Here is an 18,522-nt window from a genome sequence, read left to right on the forward strand (position 1 = left end):
GAGCTCGTCGACGGCGCGCGCATGCTCGGCCTTTTCGGCGACGTCGCCACCGAGCTCCTCATTCGCCTCGACGGCGACGAGGGCCTCTTCCGCGCCTACGAGAGCGTCGAGTTCCTCGCACCCGTGTTCGCGGGCGACTACGTCGAGGTCGAGGCCGAGCTTCTGTCGGTCGGCGCGTCGAGCCGCAAGATGCGCTTCGAGGCCCGCAAGGTCATCTCGAACGTGCGCGCCATGGGCGTACCCCCGAGCGCCGCCGACGTGCTCGAGACACCCGTCGTGGTGTGCCGCGCGATCGGCACCTGCGTCACCCCGAAGGACCTGCAACGAAAGCGGGGCCTCCCCTCGCCCGCGCTCCCCCCGGCGACGCGGCCCGCGCTCGGTCAAGGCTCGACGTTGCCCGAGGAGCTCGTGCTCGCGGCGGCCATCGTCGGCGCCGAAGTGACGCGGGCGCAGACCCCCTATCTACCCATTACTGCTCAGGAAATCGCCGACGAAGCCGCGCGGTGCCGCGAGGCGGGCGCGGCGATCGTGCACCTCCACGTGCGCAACCCCGACGGCTCGCCCACGCAGGCCGAGGACAGGTTCCGCGAGGCGATCGAGGCCATCGCCAAGAAGACCGACGTCATCGTCCAGACGAGCACCGGCGGGGCCGTGGGCATGAGCATCGCCGAGCGCGCGGGCCCCCTCGCCTGCAAGCCCGAGATGGCCACGCTGAACCTCGGCACCGTGAACTTCGGCGACGACGTGTTCGTGAACACGCGCCCCGACATTCGCAAGCTCGCGGGGCTCATCCGAGAGGCGGGCAGCGTGCCCGAGCTCGAGTGTTACGAGGTCGGTCACGTCGAAGAGGGCGTCCGGCTCGCCAAGGAGGGCCTGCTCTCGGCGCCCTACCATTTCCAGTTCGTGCTCGGGATCGCGGGCGCCATCGGCGCCACGGAGGAGAACCTCCGCACGCTCGTGTCGCGGCTCCCCGAAGGGTCGACGTGGGCGGTGGCCGCCACGGGGCGAAACCAGCGCCCGATGACCGAGCTCGCGATGCGCCTCGGTGGGCACGCGCGGGTCGGCCTCGAGGACAACATCTACCTCGAGAAGGGCGTGCTGGCCGAGGGCTCGGCCCCGCTCGTCGCGCGGGCCGCGGCCTACGCGAGGAGCATCGGACGAAAGCCCCTCGAGCCCGAGGCCGCCCGCGCGCACCTCGGCCTCCCGTCGAAGCGCGTGTGATGACGAAGCTCTTCTCCGAGACGCGCCCGAGCGACGCGCTCACCCCTGTCGCGGCCTACGCGGCCCTCCGCGCCCACGCGGGCGACGGCGCGTCGTTTTTGTTCGAGAGCGTCGTCGGCGGCGAGCGCTGGGGGCGCTACAGCATCCTCGGGTACAGGCCTCGCTACGAGGTCGTGCACGGCTGGGACGGCATCTCCGTCGAAGGCGCGCTGCCCGAGGGTCGTGAGCTCGCCGACGCGGGCGATCCGCTCGATCGCATCGCCCCGCTGCTTGCGCCCGTAGGCCCGGCGAAGACCCCCGCCGAGCGCTTCGCCTCGGGCCACGTGGGCTTCTTCGCGTGGGACCTCGTTCACCGCATCGAGGCCGTGCCGCCGGGCGACCCCATCGTCTGGAAGAGGCACTTTCTTCCGTTGTTCCGAATACTTGGCGGGCTCATCGTGGTGGTCTTCGACAACCTCTCGCAGACGTACACGGTCTCCGCCGACGATCCTGCGAGGGTCGCGCGCGCCCTCTCCGATCTCGAGACGCGCGTCCCGCTCCGGCCGATCGATCTGCCCGACCGGTCGCGTGTGCCCGAGCACCGCGTCGACGTCGACGACGCCACGTTCTGCGCCCGCGTGCGCGAGGCCCAGGAGCTCATTCGCGCCGGCGACGCGTTCCAGGTCGTGCTCGCGCGCACCTTCCAATGCGACGCCCGCGGACGCGACGCCTTCGACGTGTACCGCGCGATGCGGCTCGTGAACCCGTCGCCGTACATGTACTTCCTCGATCTGCCCCCGGCCGAGGGCGAGGCCACGCGCACCCAGATCGCCGGCGCGAGCCCCGAGACGCTCATCCGCACCGAGGACGGAAAGGTCACCGTGCGCCCCATCGCCGGCACCCGCCCTCGCGGAAAGACCGAGGCCGCCGACCTCGAGGCCGAGCGGGAGCTCTTGGCCGACGAGAAAGAGCGGGCCGAGCACGTGATGCTCGTCGACCTCGGCCGCAACGACGTAGGACGCGTGTCGGAGCTCGGGACCGTGACCATCACGAAGCAGATGGTGACCGAGCGCTACTCGCACGTCATGCACATCGTGAGCGAGGTCTCGGGCACGCTGCGCGCCGACGCGAGCCCCGTCGACGTGGTGCGGGCCGGTTTCCCCGCGGGCACGCTCTCCGGGGCACCGAAGGTCCGGGCCATGCAGATCATCCGGGAGCTCGAGGCGCGACCTCGCAACATCTACGGGGGCGCCATCGGGTACGTCGCCGGGAGCGGCGAGGTCGATCTCGCGATCGCCATTCGCACGGCCGTATGCCGAAATGGCGTGTTCGAGATCTCGGCGGGGGCGGGCGTGGTCGACGCGAGCGTGCCCGAGAGCGAGGCGGAGGAGACGCGGAGCAAGGCGCGCGGCGTGCTGGCCGCGATCGCGGCGGTCCCCGAGCGGGCCTGAGCGAGCGGCGACCGACGACGGGCCGTCAGTGCTTCGCCGGCGGCACGACGTCGATCGGGTAGGAGATGGTCACCTCGCCGCCGGTCGGCTTCGGGAACGTGAGCAGCGCAAATTGATGCATCATGCATGCAGCGACCGCGCCGTTCGTCACGGTCTTGCTGGCCACCTGCGCGCCGCGCACCTTGCCTGCGCGAGTGACGACGAAACCGATCGTGACGTTGCCCTGGAGCGCTTTGTCGGTCTTGAGCCCCACGTCGTAGCAGGTGCGGAGCTGAGAGATGCGCTGACGCACGATGCGCACCACCGTCACCTCCGGGAGCGTTCCCTGGATCGAGGGCGCTCCGAGCACCACCTGAGGTGCCTTGCCGGGAGGCGGAAGGACGGAGGCCGTGCCCGTGGCCGGGGCTCCGGCGTCACCGGCATCGCGGGGCGGCTGCGGGGTAACGTCTGGACCGGAGCCACCGATTCTCGTCGGTCCCGCCCCGGCCGCTCCATGCCCTCCCCCGTCGGGAGCAGGGCCGTCGGACGGAGGCTCGTCCTCGGGCGCAGAGGTCGCCGAGGGCACGAACGCAGGCTCCATCGCCGGTGGCGGACGCTTCTCCACGTGTTGGGCACAGCCGGAGACGGACACGATCCCGAAGAGCCCCACGAGCGCACGGCCGAGCAGCGACACCTTCTTCACGACGTCGAGCGTAGTGCACGCGGCCCGGAACGCGACTCCCTTCGTGCAGGCCCCCTCGCGTTTCCCGTTCGACGGGGGCTCACGCGGCGGTCTGGGCCGGGAGGCGCATTCGGAAGAGTGTCCCTTCGGCGCCCTCGGCCGCCTCGATCTCGAGCTCGCCCCCGTGCGCGCGGAGGAGCGTCCGCGCGAGGGTGAGCCCGAGGCCCAGGCTCCCAAGCACACGCGCGCTCTCGGCGTTCTCGAAGGCCGCGAAGAGAGCGGCGCGCTCGTCGGCCGAGAGCCGATTTCCGGGGGCCTCGACGTCGATCAAGATCCCGACGTCGGCGCGGCGCGACGCGCGGAGCGACACGCCTTTGCCACCAAGCCGCGCCGCGGCGAGCACCACGAGCGTCACGGCCTGCGCGAGCCGCTGGGGATCGACCTTCACCGGCGGGAGAGCCGAGGTCACCTCGGCCACGATGCGGGCACCCTCGAGGTCGCGAGCGTCGAGCACGGCCGTGGTCACGACGTCCTCGATGTGCACCTCTTCGGGCGAAAGCTCGAGGGCCTTCGCGTCGGCGCGCGAGGCGTCGAGGATCGTGCGCACGAGGTGCAAGAGCTCGCGCCCCCGCTGCTCGATGATGGCGAGGCTCTCGCGCTGGCCTTCGGTGAGGGGCTGCCGCTTGACGAGCTCCGCGAAGCCGAGCACCGCGTTGAGAGGAGCCTTGAGGTCGTGGCTCATCGAGGCGAGGAAGAGCCCTCGCGTCTGCTCGACGCGGTGCTTGGCCACGATCGCCCGCTCCTGAGCGAAGGCGAACTCGCGGAAGATGCTGCCGAGCTTCTCGATGGCCACCGCGAGGTCGTGCACCGGGCGGAACGCCGCCTGCTTTCTCAAGCGAATTCCACGTCTTACATCACGTGCACCCATGGCATCGACCTGGAGCCGAGCGACCTCGACGTCGTGCGAGAGCGCCGAGCCGAGCCTCCCCCCGAGCACGGCGGCGAACGCGATCCCGAGCCCGGCCACGGCCACCACCAGCGAGAGGTTGTCGCCGGGGGCGCCCGCGTCGAAACGCACGACGACCGACCGCGTGCCGTACGGCGCGTGCACCGTCACCTCGCCGTGGGGATCGACCTGAGACCTCACCTCGTGGGCGGGCTCGTCCGACACGGTCATCGAGTACCCGTGCCGACCGGCGGCCATCGCGATCTCCTCGTACGCCCGGGGCTCGCCCTCGACGGGCTCGAGCGTCGCGCGGGTGAACGCGAGCGCGGCGTTCACACGAGCGTCCGTCGAGGCGGCGCGCGCGTGAGCGTAGACGAGCAAGAGCGCCCCGACCGCGACGAGCGCCGCAGGAGCCGCCACGGCCAGCGTGATGCGCGCCTCGACCCGGCCGCCGCCCGTAAGCGCCTCCGCCCGCGCGAGATCGAAGGCCTCGCCCACCACATCCGGAGGAACATCCTCCATAATTTCGGACACTTGCGAGCGAATCACCGTAAAGCTCGCGAGCGAGACAGCGATGACCAAGGTGACGGCGAGGGCGGCGAGCGCGAGGTGGGTCGCCTCGTCGGCGCGTGCCGAGCGCGTCGCCGTGAAGATCGCCACGAGCGACGTCGCGCTGCCGACGTACACGAACGTGAGGCGCGCGGGGAGCGCCTCGAGGGAACGCACCTGCTCCGGTGCCACGTCGGCCCCTCGCTCTTTCGCGTCGAAGAGGGGCGCGAGCGGCGAGACGACGGCGAACGTGCCCACGGCGATGGCCGTCCCGAGCAGCACGAAGAGCACCAACGCGACCGGCAAGAGCTTGTCCCGGAGGCCCGCCTCGAGCAGCAGCAGCGTGGGCGCGAGCGCGGTCACGACCGCCGAGATCGCCACGTGGGCGGCGAACGTGAGGCCAAACACTCGGAGCGCGAAGCGCGACGCGAGCCTCACGCGACGGGCTCCCGCGTGATCGAGACGGGCGGCGCCGACTCCCGGATGGCCCTCGGGAACGTGAGGAAGAACGTGGTCCCTCGGCCGAGGGCGCTCTCGAGGCGAATCTGGCCCCCATGGGCGACGACGAGGCGACGCGCGATCGCGAGCCCGAGCCCCGTACCGAGCGCCTTGCCCCGCCGTTCGCCCGCCTGCTTGTAGTCGTCGAACACGGTCGCCTGCTCGGCCTCGGCGATCCCCTTGCCCGTGTCCGAGACGGAGATGTGGACGTCGCGCTCGTCGGACTCGACGCGCACCTCGATGCGGCCCGCTTCGGTGAACTTCACGGCGTTCCCCACGAGGTTGCCGAGCACCTGCCGAAGGCGCCTCGAGTCGGCGAGCGCGAACACGGGCTCTGCCCCCGTCACCACCATCTCGACAGGCTTTTTTCCGAGCGAGAGCCTCGCCTCGCGCAGGACGTCGTTCGAGACGTGCACGACGTCGACCGGCGCGACCGAGAGCTTGAGCTGGCCGCTCTCGATGGCCGAAAACTCGAGGATGTCGTTGATGAGCCCGAGCAAGTGTTGACCGGAGCCGCGGATCTGTTCGACCTCCTCGCGCGCTTCGTCCGAGAGCGGCCCGTCGACCTCTTGGGCGAGGATGTCCGAGAAGCCCAAGATGGCGTTGAGCGGGCTCCTTAGCTCGTGGCTCACGGCGGCGAGGAACGCGGCTCGATCCTTGTCGGCCGCGCGCGCGCGAGAGAGGCTCTCGTGGTACTCGCGCTCGGCCGAGAGGAATCGCCCTACGAGCCGGTTGAACGCCACGGCGAGGCCGCCGATCTCGTCGATCGCTCGAACCGGCACGAGCTCTCCCGTAGGCTCCGATCGCACGCGGGCCATCCCCTCGATGCGACGGGTCACGTAGTCGATGTCGCGCCCGGCGTCGCGGCTCACGGCGGCGGCCACGGCGGACGCGGCGAAGACGAGCAAGGTGGTGAGCGCGACGAGGGCCTCGACGAACCGCGACTCGGTGTCGGCCGTAGGCTGTTTCCTCACGGAGAGCACGAGAAACGGGCCATTTCGAACACGTCGCGCGGCGAAGATGGCCGTGCCGAGGCGTGTCTCGGCCTCGCCCGTGCCGCGCGCGATGAAACCGCCGACGTCCACGTGGGACGCCCCGCCGATCGTGGCGTCGACGAGCACCGTCCCGTCGGGCTCCGCGAGCACCCCCTCCGCGGCCGTGCGACGCACGGCGAGCCGCACCGCCTCGGCGCGCCCGTCGGCCGACATCGGTTCGAGCCGCGCCGCGAGGGTGTCGGCCAAGAGCTCCACGCGTGCGCGCGCGTTCGCCTCCGCGGTGCGACGCATCGCGCGCACCCCGAGCGCCCCGATCGCGAGCGCGACCAACACGCCGAGGAAGCTCACGACCACCGGGGCGAGCACCGCGAGCGACAACGGCCGCCGGGCTCGGCGCGGAGAGAGGGGCGACGTCACGGTCGACGTGTCGGAGAACGAATCGCTCACGTGCCGGGGAGCCTACCACCCGGCGGCGCGGCGCCTCTGCGACGTAACACACGGGTCCCGAGAGCGAGCCGGGCGCGCCCTCCCATCGTCACGCGAGGCGGGAACAATCGGCCCCCGGTGAAGGTTCGAAGACCAACCGCGGATGCGGGCCTGCGCCGAGCGCTCTCGTCCCGGTGCGTCGAAGAGGCTGAGGTCTAACCTCTCGAATCCACGAGGGTTTCTAACACGCCGCATCATGCCGATTGTGCCGATTTGCCCTTTACGAATCGTGAATCTGAGTAAGAAGAGAAGTTCGTCCGAGTGAAGACCAAACGATGACCGACTCCGCCGCACGCCGTACCCACGGGCACTCGTCGCCTCCGCCTTCGCGGCGAGGCAGCCCGTCGTCACGGCCCGAGCGCCTCGAGGGAAGTCGCGAGGGCTTTCCGACGGCCGACGCGTTCACACGCGACCGCGAGTCCGGGACGCTCCCGGTCTCCCACGACATCGGCACGAGCCCGCTCCCCCGTACGCGTCCCGTCTTGGTCGCCGCGCCGCTCCGCGACACGAAGGTCACCCTCTGTGTGACGGGGTGGCGGAACGTCCAGCCCGGCCGGCTCTCCTGGGTGTTCCCCACGGTCGACTCGGCGGTCCACGCCGCGCAGGCCATGCGCAACGCGACCGAGTGGGTCGTGCTCGACGGCTCCCTCACCAGCACGGAGATCGACGGCGGCCACGCCGCGCGCCGGCGCGTCCTCGCCAAGAGCTCCTGAGCGCGAGCAGCTGCCGCGGGGAGGAAAGAGGGCGACGTCGTCAGCCTGCGAGCCCGAGCGCGGACCTTCTCGCGGTCGCAGGGCATCGCGCTCGCGACCTTGCCCGGGTTCGACGTCGGTCGACGGGGCACGCCCCGCTTGGCCTCACCGTCGGCTTCCTCTGCCCGTCGCGCGAGAGGCACGTCGTGGATTCGAAACGCAGCGGGCGCCACGCCGTTTCCGACGTCGCGCCCGCGGGATGCCATCCTCCGAGGAGGACGTCAGCCTGTCACTGGATGAGGTCCTTGAGGGCCTTGAGGGCCGTCGCGCGAACCTTCTTCGAGGCCGGCTTGCCCTTGATGATGATGCTCTCGCCGGTGAACGGGTTCTTGCCCGGGCGATCCTTGGTGGCCGGCTTCTTGACCGACTTGAGCTTGAGGAGGCCGGGGATCACGAACTCGCCGGGGCCGCGCGAGCCGAGCTGCTTCTTGATGAGCTCGGTGAGGCCGTCGAACACACGAGCGACGCTCTTCTTATCGAGCTCCGCGCTCTCGGCAATGTCGGAAATCACTTGGGCCTTGGTCAACCGCTTCGCTGCAGCCATTTGCGCTTCCTCCTGTTGGAATTTGTGCGCTCAATCGACGATTCTTTCGTGAATTCGTGGCGGAGAGATTTGGAATCGAGACCCCTCACGTCTCCGCTGAAAACTCGACCCCCGCTCGGCTGGGGCTTGAAAAAGGCTCCCAAAATCACGGGCTGGACACATGGCTAGCATCGGGCAATCGCCCCCCGCAAGGGAAAATCGGCGCTTTTGGACGTTTTCTTCGCCGGCGACTCGGAAAAAAAAGTGCGTACGGCGCATGGTGTCATGCGTTCAGCCCTTTTTCGGCGCTTTCTTGGGGGGCGCCCCAGGGCTTCGTTGGGCGATTGCCAGAGCCACCGTTCGCTTCTTTGAGGGCGCGCGAGCCTTCTTCTTCTTGGAGGCCGAGGCGAGCTCCGCTGCCGCGACGAGCACGTCGGTCTCGGCGCGCATGACGCGGTCCTCCTTGACCGTCGCGTGGTCGTAGCCGAGGAGGTGGAGGAGCCCGTGGGCGAGGAGCATGGTCAGCTCGTCGACGAGCGGCCGCTTCGCTTCGCGCGCCTGCCTCCGCGCGGTCGGCACCGAGACGATCACGTCGCCGAGGAGGCCCGTGTCCCGAGGACCGACGTCTCCCTCGGTGAGCGCGAACGCGAGGACGTCCGTAGGCTTGTCGTAACCGCGATATTCTCGATTTAATTCATGGATTTGTTTGTCGTCGGTTAGAAGGAAAGAAACCTCTTCGACTTCGAGGTTTCTTTTTCGCATCATGGCCTCGAGGCGAACCTTCAAGTCGGCGCGGTCGAGACCCGCGTGGGGCCCTCGGACGATGGAGAGGTGGAACGGCATGGGGTCCTCCGTGTTCGAGCGCGGCGTGGCCCCGGGTGGGCTTTGGAAGCGCGCGGAGCGGTCAACCTCGCGCATTTTTTCGCCGCTGAGAAGGCACGAAGTCCCGAGCCCGCGTCGACCCGAGGCTCCTCGTGCGGGCGTGACGGCGCGCGGCGCGTGGCCTTCGCGAGCGGGGGAAAGTGCGAGTAGGACCGCCGGCTCTTTGCTAAGGGGCGAGAAGAGGCGCCCGTTCGGCGTCCCTCGCCCCAGCATCGATGCCGACCGCCTTGAGCCCAAAGTCCCAAGAGAACCCGAGCGAGCCCCTCCCGTTTCGCGCGTGCACCATCGTGCCCGCATACGACGGCGCGAAGAGCCTCGGGGCGGTCGTCGAGGGCCTTCGGGCGGAGGTGCCCGAGGCCGCGGAGGGGGAGCGCCTCCTCGTCGTGGACGACGGCTCTCGCGACGGCACCGGCAAGCTCGCGAGGAGCCTCGGCTGCACGGTGGTCGCGCACGGCGAGAACCGTGGAAAGGGTGCCGCGCTCCGTACGGGGCTCGCGACGGCGCGTGCGCTCGGCTTCGACGTGGCCCTCACGGTCGACGCCGACGGTCAGCACCCCGCGGCCTCCGCGCGCACCATTCTCTACGCGTCGTACGATCGCGCGGCCCTGGTGCTCGCCGTACGCGACCTTTTGGCGTCGGGCGCGCCGAAGAAAAACCAGATGTCGAACCGCATCTCGAACTTCTTCCTCTCCTTTTTCTCGGGGAAGGCGCTCGCGGACACGCAGTGTGGCCTGCGGCGTTACCCGGTGGAGGCCACGCTGGCCCTCGGCGGAAAGGCGCCCGGCTACGCGTACGAGTCGGAGCTCTTGCTCCGCGCGGTGGCGGCCGGCATGCCGATCGTCGAGGTTCCCGTGCCGGTGTACTACCCCCCCGAGGACCTCCGGGTGACCCACTTCGACGGCGTGAGGGATCCGGCGCGTATCGTCGTGACCGTCGTGAGCACGCTCCACGACCTCTCGAAGGCTCGAGGACGCGAGCGCTCGTGAGCAAGGCGGGGGCGCATGGAGGCGGGCGCTTCGGCGCACGTCACGGGAGGTGGATTCGGCGCCTCCTCTTGGCCGTCACGGCGCCGTTCGTGGCCCACACCCTCGTCGACGTGGTCGCCAGCACGGCGCCTCCGTCGATCGACTACCCCACCCTCTCGCGTGAGCCTCGTGGCGCGCGCACGTACGCAGGAAGAGGCTATTTTTCCCGAGAGAGGGGGGTCATCGAGGCGCACCTCGAGGGGCGCCCCGAGGACATCGGAGCGCAGCACGGGACCCTCCTCTACGATCTCATGGTCGCGAACGAACGCGAGGTGTGGGACGGGTTCTCGGCCCTCGTGCCGTTCGCCCCGGCGAGGGTGCTCCTCTTCGACATGGGGCGCATCCTCCACAGGAACGCGGACGAGAACTTCCCGCTCTCGCGTCGCAAAGAGATCGCGGCCGAGGCGCGCGCGTTCTCCCCCGACCCTTACGCTGGGAAAATCCCGACCTACGAGCGCATGATCTCGCTCCACGCGCTCTACGACATCTCGCTCGGCTTCGAGCACTCTCCCCTCCTCGGGTGCTCGGCGTTCGCCCTCTCCGGCTCGGCCACACGCGACGGGCATACGATCGTCGCGCGCGCGTTCGACTTCGACGCCCACGACGTCTTCGACCGCGACAAGGCCGTCTTCTTCGTGAAGCCCGACGGAGCCATCCCCTTCGCGAGCGTCGCGTGGCCCGGCCTCGTCGGGGTGCTGACGGGGATGAACCGCGAGGGCGTGTTCGTCTCCGTGAACGGCGCGCGCGCGCGGGACGCCGAGTCGCGTGGGCTCCCGGTCGTCTCCTCGCTCCGCGCCACGCTCGAGGGCGCACGCACCACCGGGGAGGCCATCGCCATCCTGCTCTCCCAGGAGGTCATGGTGTCCCACATTGTCTTCGTGGCCGACGCCCGCGGCGACGTAGCGATCGTCGAGCGCGCCCCTCACGTCGAAGCGCACGTCGTACGCACCTTCGCCGATCGCGACCGCGTCGCCGTCACGAACCACTTCGAGGGGCCGCTCCGTGAGGATCCGAAGAACCTCGCCGTACGCGCCTCGTCGACCACGGTGGCGAGGCGGGCGCGGCTCGACGAGCTCTTGCCTCCCGTGCGAGAGGCGACCCCCGAGAGCGCCCTCGCGCTGCTCCGCGACAAACGCTGCCCTTCCACGGAGACGGGCTGCGCCCCCGGGGACCGCCGCACCCTCGACGCCCTCATCGCGACCCACGGGGTCGTGGCCGACACGACCGCCAAGGTCCTCTGGGTCAGCCTCGGTCCTCACCTCTCCGGGAAATTCGTCGGGTTCGACTTACGCCGCGAATTTGATACGAATTCGGGCGAGGGTTCGCTCGTCGAACCGGGGGACCTCCCCGAAGATCCCATCGTCCACGACACGAAGGCCTACGAAGCAGGCCGAACGCGCGCAGGGCCGCCCCTCCTCGCACCGAGACGCAGGTAAGCATGTCGATTCTCTCTCGTCGTTCTCTCGCCCTCGGCGCATCGGGCCTCGCGATGTCGGCGCTCGTGCCCTCCGTCGCGCGCGGCGACGAGCGCACCCCCATCACGGGCGCGAAGCTCGACGAGCTCTTCGCGGAGGTCGCGCGCGCCAGGAAGGGCGCCAAGAGCTTCGCGGGCCCCTTCACGCAGACCCGGAAAATGGGCCTCATGAAGGCTCAGATCGTCTCGCAGGGCCGCGTGTCGCTCGTCCTCCCCGACCGCCTCCGCTGGGAGCTCTTCCCGCCCGACGAGATCGTGTACTTCGTCACCCCGGACGGCCTCGCCTACCGAAACCGCTCGAGCCAAGGAGCGGTCCGAGCGAACGACGCACGCACCCTCGCGGCCGGCCTCGACGACCTCCGGGCGATGCTCGGGGGCGACCTCGCGCAGCTTCGCAAGCGCTACGATCTCAAGGCCTTCGCCGTGGGAGACGACGTCGAGCTCGAGGCCAACGCGCTCCCTTCGGCCGAGGGTCGGGGCATGAAGGCGATCAAGTTCGGCATCGGCAAGGACCGGATCCGACCGACGTTCACGCGCCTCGTCGAGAAGAACGGCGACAGCAGCGACATCCGCTTCGGCGAGCTGCGCATGAACGTCCCCATCGACCCCGCCTCCATGCACCTCTGAAGTGACCGCCCGCGCCTCGACGCGGGCTCACGGAGAGACCGTGCACGCGCGTTGACGATCCCCAGGAATCGGAGCGGTGCCTCGAAGGGGCCTCAGCCGTCGTCGATGCGGATGCGGTTCATCGAGCGCTTCGCGATGGCGAGCGCACGATCGAGCTCGTCCAAAAGCGCGGTGTGCTCGCCTTCGTTCGTGGGGCACGGTGTCGTCGGGCGCTCGCGATCGAGCGCGTCATCGTTCGCGTCGTCGTTCTCAAGGTTCGACATGCGGTCCTCGAGGCTCGGACAAAGCACGGCCGATGCCAGCACGATTTCTCGAGAAACCACGACACTCCGGCGAGACACCGTGAACGACCGTGCGTCCACTGCACACGAGCGCGCGCGAGGATGCACACCGCACGCATCCTCGACGAACGCACCTTGGGAGACACCGACACACACGAAGGTCGCGCCGAAAAACTTGGCCCGGCCCGCCGATCTTTCCGAAGGTGGCGCCCATGCAGGCCGCCGAATCGAAGTCGTCCGTTCCCCAGCAGCCCGAGCGTCGCCGTCACCGCGTGTACGTGACGCGCAACACGGAGTACCACTTCCGGGACGGGTTCTGCGTCGCCGTCCGAGACCGCAAGACCGGGGACTTCCTGCTCGGTCACCTCGCGCTGCGTCGCCGCATCCAGGGCTCCCTCCGCTTCCACAAGAACGGCGCGATCGTGCCGAACGCGGGTGAGCCCGAGGCGGGAGAGGCCCTCTTCTTCGCCCAGGGCGAGCGTGATCTCGTCACGAGCCCGCTCCAGGCGATCGAGCGCCCCACGAAAGAGCTCGTCGAAGCCTATCCGGAGCTCCCAGCCCCCAAGCCGAAGAAGCGCGCCCGCACGGCGTGACCCGCAAGGACCGCCCCCGCGCGACGGGAGCGTCGTTTTGGGTTTTGCGGCGGGGGTAGGATGGCGAATACTCGCGGTTCACGCCATGCTCGTCGTCCCCACCCGTGCCGAGGTACGTGCGCGCCCGCTCGAGACGGCCCGCCTCGTCTTGACCGCTCTGGACCCTCAAGACGCCCGCGAGATGTGGCCCGCCGTCGAGGCGTCGCGCGCCCACCTCGAGCCGTGGCTCCCGTGGGTGCCCTACACGTTCGACGCCGACTCCACCTACCGCTACGCCGACTCGAGCGCGTCCGACTGGGACACGGGCCGCGCGACCCGCTTCGCCATTCGCGAGCGCACGACCCGGCGCTTCGTCGGGATCGTGGGGCTCGAGTCGTTCTCGCACATGCACGAGAGCGTCGAGCTCGGGTACTGGCTGAGGCTCGACGCGGCGGGTCGCGGGTACATGACCGAAGCCGCGTCCCAGGTGGTCACGTGGGCGTTCTCCCAGCTCCGGGCCCACCGTGTGCGCGTCGCGGCCTCGACCGAGAACCACGCGTCCCTCGCGGTGATCCGTCGCCTCGGGTTCCGCTTCGAGGGGATCGCGCGCGAGGCCGAGCGTTGCCACGGGCGATGGCTCGATCACGCCGTGTTCGCGCTGCTCTCGACCGATCCGCGCCCGGCCCGCTGAGGGCCATCTTCACGACACGACGCGATACCGATCGATCACCGCGCGAAGCCGAGGGATACCGGTCACGGCGCGCGAGCCGTACCAGGAGATGTCCTTGCCTTCCGTGCGCACGACCGCACCCGAACGAGCCGCCGGTGTGCTCTGCGCGAGGAACACCTTCGCGTCCTCTTCCGAGAATGGGTGGGGCTCGTCCGGGAGGATCACGAGCTCGGGGGCGCGGCTCTCGACCTCGTCGAGCGGCACACGCGGGTAGCGCGTATCGCGGCCGGCGACCGCGTCCTTCGGGAGAGGATTGGCGCGACCGAGATCCGCCGCGAGGGGGTAGCGCCGCTCCCGATCGGCGAACACGTTCTGGGCCCCCGCGAGATCGAGCGCGTCGCTGATGTAGGTCTGGCCGTTGATCGTCATGAGCGGGCTCATCCAGATCGGGCAGAACGTGCGCAGCGGCGCCCGGTGTTTTCGCGCCTCTTCGGCCTCGCGGAGCATCGTGTACCCGTCTCGGACGAGGTCGCGGACGGGGGCCTCCGTCTCGGCGTGGAAGATGCGCGCGAGCCGGGCCATGTGAGCTATCCCCTCGGCCACGGTGCGGGGGAACGAGATGTAGACGCGCACGCCGCGCTTCACGAGGGCCTCGAGGTCGCCCTTCGTGTTCTCTTCTTTGTTGGCGAGCACGAGATCCGGCTCGAGCGCGCAGATCGCGTCGACGCTCGGGTTCTTCGTCCCCCCGACGCTCGGCACCCCGGAGACGACGTCGGCCGGGAGCTCGCAGTAGTCCGTGCGGCCGACGAGCGTCGCACCACGACCGAGGTCGGCGATCGTGAGGGTGTCGCTCGGCACGAGGGAGACGACACGCTTCGGTGGCACGTTGAAGACGTGCTCACGCTCGAGGCAATCGAAGAACGTTCGCATGGCGGCGGGTACTTAGCGCCTGCGCGCGCGGACGGGTAGAGGCTACGTGCTCCTCGCGCGCCTCACCTTCACTCGTCGAACGGATCGGGAGGAGGCAACGCGGGTGGGCCGCCGTCGGCGTGGGGCCCGACGAGCGCCGCGCACTCGGCCCAGGCCGTGTCGGTGCACCGCTTACGAGAGCGCGCGACACACGCGACGACGTGCGACGACTCGCGTTCGACGATGCGATCGAGCACGAGCTCGCACCCCCGCGCGCACTCGGCCTCCGAGCAGGCGGCCCCGGCCTTCTTGTGGCAGACCTCGGCGCACTGCTCGATCGGATGCGGCGGACGCGCTGCCGCCGGACATCCCAGGATCGCGAGGGAGACGGCGGACAAAACAACAACAGTTACGAGAAGATAGCTATCACTACGCACGAGCGATCTCCTTCCGCACGAGCACGGAGATCTCGAGGTCGGGGGTCTCGACGGGCACACGCGATGCGACCTCGAACTCGCCGAGCGCGGCGAGCGGGAAGAACGTGTCGCCGTCGACCTCGCGACGCAACCTCGAGAGGTGGATCTTGGTGGTCATCGGGAGCGCCTCTTCGTAGAGCGAAGCGCCCCCGATCACGCAGGGCTCGGCGTCGGTGAGGCGAGCCGCCGCGAGGGCCTCGCCGAGGGAGCCCACGACCTCGCACCCTGGAGCCGCGTACGTCGGGTCTCTCGTGACGACGATGTTGCGACGCCCGGGGAGCGCTCTCCCGATCGAGGCGTGGGTCTTGCGCCCCATGACGATGGCGTGGCCCATGGTCACGGCCTTGAAGTGCGCGAGGTCCTCGGGGAGGCGCCACGGGAGCGCTCCGTCTTTGCCGATGACCCCACGCTCGGCCACACACACGACGATCGCGAGCGGCTTCACACGCTCACCTCGGCCTTGATGTGCGGATGCGGATCGTACCCCTCGAGCACGATGTCCTCGTAGCGGTACTCCCAGGGAAGACGGGGCTCCCCCAAGATGCGCAGCGTCGGGAGCGGGCGAGGCTCGCGCGAGATCTGGAGCCGCGCTTGCTCGAGATGATTCAGGTAGAGGTGCGCGTCGCCGAAGGTGTGCACGAAGTCGCCTACGCGGAGGCCGAGCCCGTGCGCCAAGAGGTGCGTGAGCAGGGCGTAGCTCGCGATGTTGAAGGGGACCCCCAAGAAGAGGTCGGCGCTCCGCTGGTAGAGCTGGCACGAGAGCTCTCCGTCGTCGACGTAGAGCTGGAAGAGCGTGTGGCACGGGGGCAGCGCCACGGCGTCGGCCTCGAGCGGGTTCCACCCCGTGACGATGTGGCGGCGGCTATGGGGGCTCTTGCGGAGCTGCGCCACGAGCTCGGCGATCTGGTCTTTGCCGTCCCGCGCGTAGGTCCCGTCGGGGAGGCGCGTGGCGCCGAAGTTGCGCCACTGGTGCCCGTAGATCGGGCCGAGGTCTCCAGGCTCACGGCCGAAGCGCGCGGTCTGCTCGGGAGTCGCCCATTCGTCCCAGATACGCACGCCCGCCTGGGTGAGGGCCTCGGTGCGCGTCTCGCCGCGCAAGAACCAGAGGAGCTCGTGCACGATGGACTTCATGTGCACCTTCTTGGTCGTCACGAGCGGAAACCCCTCGCGGAGATCGAACCGAAGCTGGTGACCGAAGACCCCGAGGGTGCCGGTGCCCGTGCGGTCTTCCCGACGTTTGCCCTTCTCGAGCACATGCCGAAGGAGATCGAGGTACGCGCGCATGGGCGCTTCCTACCACACGACGCGCACCGTGGGGACGCACGAGGCCGCGCCACGCGCGCCGTCCTCGAAGGGGCCCCCGTCACGGTCCCGGGCCCATGCCAACGGCTCGAGCGGCCTCAGTTCAGCGCCATGAGCGAGACGACCTTGAAGCCGCCCTTCTCGACGACGATCTCTTGACGACGCTGCCACCCTCGAGCCGACAAGGCGACCGTGTGTTTTCCGGCGGGCAAGCGCAAGCGCGCGAACACGACGCGCGCAGGGAGCGTCTCCCAGCTTCGGGTGTCCGGGGTGTCGGCGGCCGTGAGCGCCGCCTGGGTGCCGAGAGACAGCAATGTGCCGATGATGTCTCCGTTCTTGCCGCCCGCGGCCGAGCCTACCGCGCCCACGGCCGAGCCCGCCGCGAAGCGCGCCACGGTCCGCGTGATGGCGCTCGCGATGACCTTGCCCTTGATGCGCTCCCACGCGCGTCGCACCTCGTGCGACACGTCGACGACCTGTGCAAGCTGCACGTACGTACCGTCGATCTGCGCGGCCGGGGTGGACATCGCCCCCTGCCCTGGAGCGAGCACGGGGAAGTTCACCCACGTCACGAGCCCCTGGAGCGCGAGCTTGTTGGCCGCGGCCACGTCCCCCGGGTGGATGTGGCCCGACGCGAGCGTGAGCGCGAGACCGATGGGGACCCGCTCGGCGACCTTGTGGGGCACCCGACCGTGACCGACGACCACGAGCACGTCGCCCATGTCCGCGTCCTCCGGCTTGGGCTCGGGCTGGGCCGCGGCGAGCGCGACGAGCCGAGGGCTCTTGTAGCTGCTCCGCGCGAGGAGCTCCCTCACCGCCGGTCCGAGCGACGGGTACTCTCCGAAGGCGAGAGCCTCGTCGTAGTAGCGGAGGGCCTCGTCCGTGTCGCCGCTCTTCTCGAACGCGAACCCCGCGAGCACGCCGCCGAGGGCGATCATCGCGTTGTCCGTTTCCTTCATGACATCATGGAGATAGCGCGTCATGACCGACAGACGCCGCGCCTCGACTTTGGCGCCCGACAGATCGCCCGTCTCGAGGTAGTTCACGATGTTGAGCGCGTTGACGAGGAGCTTCTCGTGGGGAGGCGCCACGTAGCGGCCCGCCGAGTCCGAGAAGATCCACGTGCCGATCGCGTCGAGCGACGACTTCGACAGGTCGAGCATTTCGATGGCCTTGTCGGCCGCCTGGAAGTCCCGTTTGGAGTCGTCGAACTGGAGGATGCTCTGTTGCACGCTCGCGCGATCGAGCACGAGGAGCGCGTTGTCGCCGACGACCTCCTTCGGGAGATCCTTCGACGACTTGACCTCGAGCTCTTCGTTGATCGAGGCGATGGCCTCTTTCGGGTTGCCCTCGTCGAGCGCGGTGCGCATGCGGAGCGTGCGTGCCTCGTGGCCGCCGCACCCTCCGAGACCGAGCGACGCGAGCGCGAGACCGATGGCCCCGAGACGCACGCGAGCGAGCCAGGGCATCAGCGCACCATTTTGGTCACGTAGGCTTTGTGCTGCCAGACGATGGCGCTCGTCTCGACCTCGATGACCTGCATGAAGAGAAAGTACTGCACGCGCCGCGAGTCTTCGAGGCGCTCGTCGGCCGCCTGGACCTTGCCCGTGATGTAGTACTTCACGCCGAGCTGGCGGCCGTACTTCGGAACGCTCGCCTGGTTGAACACGCCGTTTCGGCCGCCCTCGACCTCGGCGATCATGGCGTTCTGGCGCTCGCGGCTGATGAGCTTCACGACCTGCGAGTCGATGAGCCACGACTCGGTCTCGCTCAGGATGGCGTCGAGCTGCGAGTCGATGTGCTCGCTCGTGCTGTTGGCGAACGGGAAGATGGCGACCGTGGCCTGCGGGCTCTGCGTGCGCCATTGGTTCATGATCGGGGCGGCGCGGAGGTGGTTCAGGTTCTCGTGGAGCATCCGTTGGATGTCTTCTTTGTCGAGGCCCGTGCTCATCGCGGCGTTGTCGATCGAGGGCTCTTGCGACCCACGCACGACCTCGCGCCCACCACAGCCCGAAGCAGAGACGAGAAGGAGGCCCATCGCGCTGGCGAGGGCGAGGTTACGAACGAGCGAAAGCATACTTTTCCTCCACGAAGGCGGCGCTGCCCGTGAGACGGCGCAGCCGGAGTTTTTCGTCACTGCAAGATTCGGGCTTTGCGGCACGAGAAGCAAGCGCCGCCGTGACGACGGGCGTGGAGCGGACGTGGCCTCACCCCGATGTCAACCGACGGTCACGCGTCCCTCG

Annotated in this window: 20 protein-coding genes; 8 read left to right on the forward strand and 12 right to left on the reverse strand. The window is 69.4% G+C overall.

Going from position 1 to position 18,522, the window contains the following annotated elements; genetic code table 11:
• Positions 1-21 precede the first annotated feature (21 nt).
• A complete protein-coding gene (locus IPK71_34120) occupies positions 22-1,221 on the forward strand; it encodes a 3-keto-5-aminohexanoate cleavage protein (GenBank protein MBK8218793.1) in 1,200 nt (399 codons plus the stop codon).
• On the forward strand, positions 1,221-2,651 hold the full coding sequence (locus IPK71_34125) for an anthranilate synthase component I family protein (GenBank protein MBK8218794.1): 1,431 nt from the start codon (positions 1,221-1,223) through the stop codon (positions 2,649-2,651). Before IPK71_34120 ends, IPK71_34125 begins: the two co-directional genes overlap by 1 nt.
• Before the next feature lie 25 nt (positions 2,652-2,676).
• Here IPK71_34125 and IPK71_34130 read toward each other — a convergent pair whose 3' ends face one another.
• From IPK71_34130 to IPK71_34140, 3 genes are all read right to left on the reverse strand, one after another.
• Positions 2,677-3,333: an AgmX/PglI C-terminal domain-containing protein gene (locus IPK71_34130; protein MBK8218795.1), complete on the reverse strand. Its 657-nt coding sequence runs from the start codon at positions 3,331-3,333 to the stop codon at positions 2,677-2,679.
• 79 nt (positions 3,334-3,412) lie between these two features.
• The gene (locus tag IPK71_34135) at positions 3,413-5,245 is read right to left on the reverse strand and encodes a HAMP domain-containing histidine kinase (GenBank protein ID MBK8218796.1); all 1,833 of its coding nucleotides are present in this window, start codon (positions 5,243-5,245) and stop codon (positions 3,413-3,415) included.
• Positions 5,242-6,747: a HAMP domain-containing histidine kinase gene (locus IPK71_34140; protein ID MBK8218797.1), complete on the reverse strand. Its 1,506-nt coding sequence runs from the start codon at positions 6,745-6,747 to the stop codon at positions 5,242-5,244. Before IPK71_34140 ends, IPK71_34135 begins: the two co-directional genes overlap by 4 nt.
• A gap of 314 nt (positions 6,748-7,061) precedes the next feature.
• Here IPK71_34140 and IPK71_34145 point away from each other — a divergent pair, with 314 nt between their 5' ends.
• Entirely contained in the window at positions 7,062-7,499 is a 438-nt protein-coding gene (locus IPK71_34145) for a hypothetical protein (protein ID MBK8218798.1), read from the forward strand.
• 268 nt (positions 7,500-7,767) lie between these two features.
• Here IPK71_34145 and IPK71_34150 read toward each other — a convergent pair whose 3' ends face one another.
• Both IPK71_34150 and ybeY read right to left on the reverse strand, forming a co-directional pair.
• Entirely contained in the window at positions 7,768-8,082 is a 315-nt protein-coding gene (locus IPK71_34150) for an HU family DNA-binding protein (protein MBK8218799.1), read from the reverse strand.
• Positions 8,083-8,352: 270 nt separating this feature from the next.
• A complete protein-coding gene (ybeY, locus tag IPK71_34155; GenBank protein ID MBK8218800.1) occupies positions 8,353-8,904 on the reverse strand; it encodes an rRNA maturation RNase YbeY in 552 nt (183 codons plus the stop codon).
• Positions 8,905-9,158: 254 nt separating this feature from the next.
• Between ybeY and IPK71_34160 the strand changes: the two genes are divergently transcribed.
• The 3 genes from IPK71_34160 to IPK71_34170 are packed head-to-tail and all read left to right on the forward strand — an operon-like array spanning position 9,159 to position 12,069.
• Positions 9,159-9,929 (forward strand): glycosyltransferase family 2 protein, encoded by a 771-nt coding sequence (locus IPK71_34160; protein ID MBK8218801.1) that lies wholly within the window; start codon positions 9,159-9,161, stop codon positions 9,927-9,929.
• Entirely contained in the window at positions 9,926-11,404 is a 1,479-nt protein-coding gene (locus IPK71_34165; protein ID MBK8218802.1) for a hypothetical protein, read from the forward strand. The genes IPK71_34160 and IPK71_34165 overlap by 4 nt, the downstream gene beginning before the upstream one ends.
• A 2-nt stretch (positions 11,405-11,406) precedes the next feature.
• Complete coding sequence (locus tag IPK71_34170; GenBank protein MBK8218803.1) at positions 11,407-12,069, forward strand: outer membrane lipoprotein carrier protein LolA; 663 nt, start codon at positions 11,407-11,409, stop codon at positions 12,067-12,069.
• A 92-nt stretch (positions 12,070-12,161) separates the two neighbouring features.
• Here the strand turns inward: IPK71_34170 and IPK71_34175 are convergent, their stop codons facing one another.
• Positions 12,162-12,332, reverse strand: a complete 171-nt coding sequence (locus tag IPK71_34175) for a hypothetical protein (protein ID MBK8218804.1) — start codon at positions 12,330-12,332, stop codon at positions 12,162-12,164.
• 230 nt (positions 12,333-12,562) lie between these two features.
• Here IPK71_34175 and IPK71_34180 point away from each other — a divergent pair, with 230 nt between their 5' ends.
• Positions 12,563-12,943, forward strand: coding sequence for a hypothetical protein (locus IPK71_34180; GenBank protein MBK8218805.1), 381 nt, complete (start codon positions 12,563-12,565; stop codon positions 12,941-12,943).
• An 85-nt stretch (positions 12,944-13,028) separates the two neighbouring features.
• Positions 13,029-13,613, forward strand: a complete 585-nt coding sequence (locus IPK71_34185; GenBank protein MBK8218806.1) for a GNAT family N-acetyltransferase — start codon at positions 13,029-13,031, stop codon at positions 13,611-13,613.
• Positions 13,614-13,622: 9 nt separating this feature from the next.
• Here IPK71_34185 and IPK71_34190 read toward each other — a convergent pair whose 3' ends face one another.
• The 6 genes from IPK71_34190 to IPK71_34215 form a co-directional block, all read right to left on the reverse strand.
• A complete protein-coding gene (locus IPK71_34190) occupies positions 13,623-14,522 on the reverse strand; it encodes an ABC transporter substrate-binding protein (GenBank protein ID MBK8218807.1) in 900 nt (299 codons plus the stop codon).
• Between the two features lie 68 nt (positions 14,523-14,590).
• Positions 14,591-14,938 carry a hypothetical protein gene (locus tag IPK71_34195; GenBank protein ID MBK8218808.1) on the reverse strand — a complete coding sequence of 116 codons (348 nt, stop codon included), beginning with the start codon at positions 14,936-14,938 and terminating at the stop codon, positions 14,591-14,593.
• Entirely contained in the window at positions 14,931-15,422 is a 492-nt protein-coding gene (locus IPK71_34200; GenBank protein ID MBK8218809.1) for a dihydrofolate reductase, read from the reverse strand. Before IPK71_34200 ends, IPK71_34195 begins: the two co-directional genes overlap by 8 nt.
• Complete coding sequence (locus IPK71_34205; protein MBK8218810.1) at positions 15,419-16,261, reverse strand: thymidylate synthase; 843 nt, start codon at positions 16,259-16,261, stop codon at positions 15,419-15,421. The genes IPK71_34200 and IPK71_34205 overlap by 4 nt, the downstream gene beginning before the upstream one ends.
• Positions 16,262-16,377: 116 nt before the next feature.
• Positions 16,378-17,748 carry a hypothetical protein gene (locus tag IPK71_34210; protein ID MBK8218811.1) on the reverse strand — a complete coding sequence of 457 codons (1,371 nt, stop codon included), beginning with the start codon at positions 17,746-17,748 and terminating at the stop codon, positions 16,378-16,380.
• The gene (locus IPK71_34215) at positions 17,748-18,356 is read right to left on the reverse strand and encodes a penicillin-binding protein activator LpoB (protein MBK8218812.1); all 609 of its coding nucleotides are present in this window, start codon (positions 18,354-18,356) and stop codon (positions 17,748-17,750) included. The genes IPK71_34210 and IPK71_34215 overlap by 1 nt, the downstream gene beginning before the upstream one ends.
• Positions 18,357-18,522 lie beyond the last annotated feature (166 nt).

Source organism: Myxococcales bacterium (assembly GCA_016712525.1).
In the GTDB taxonomy this organism is placed as follows: Bacteria; Myxococcota_A; Polyangia; order Polyangiales; family Polyangiaceae; genus JAAFHV01.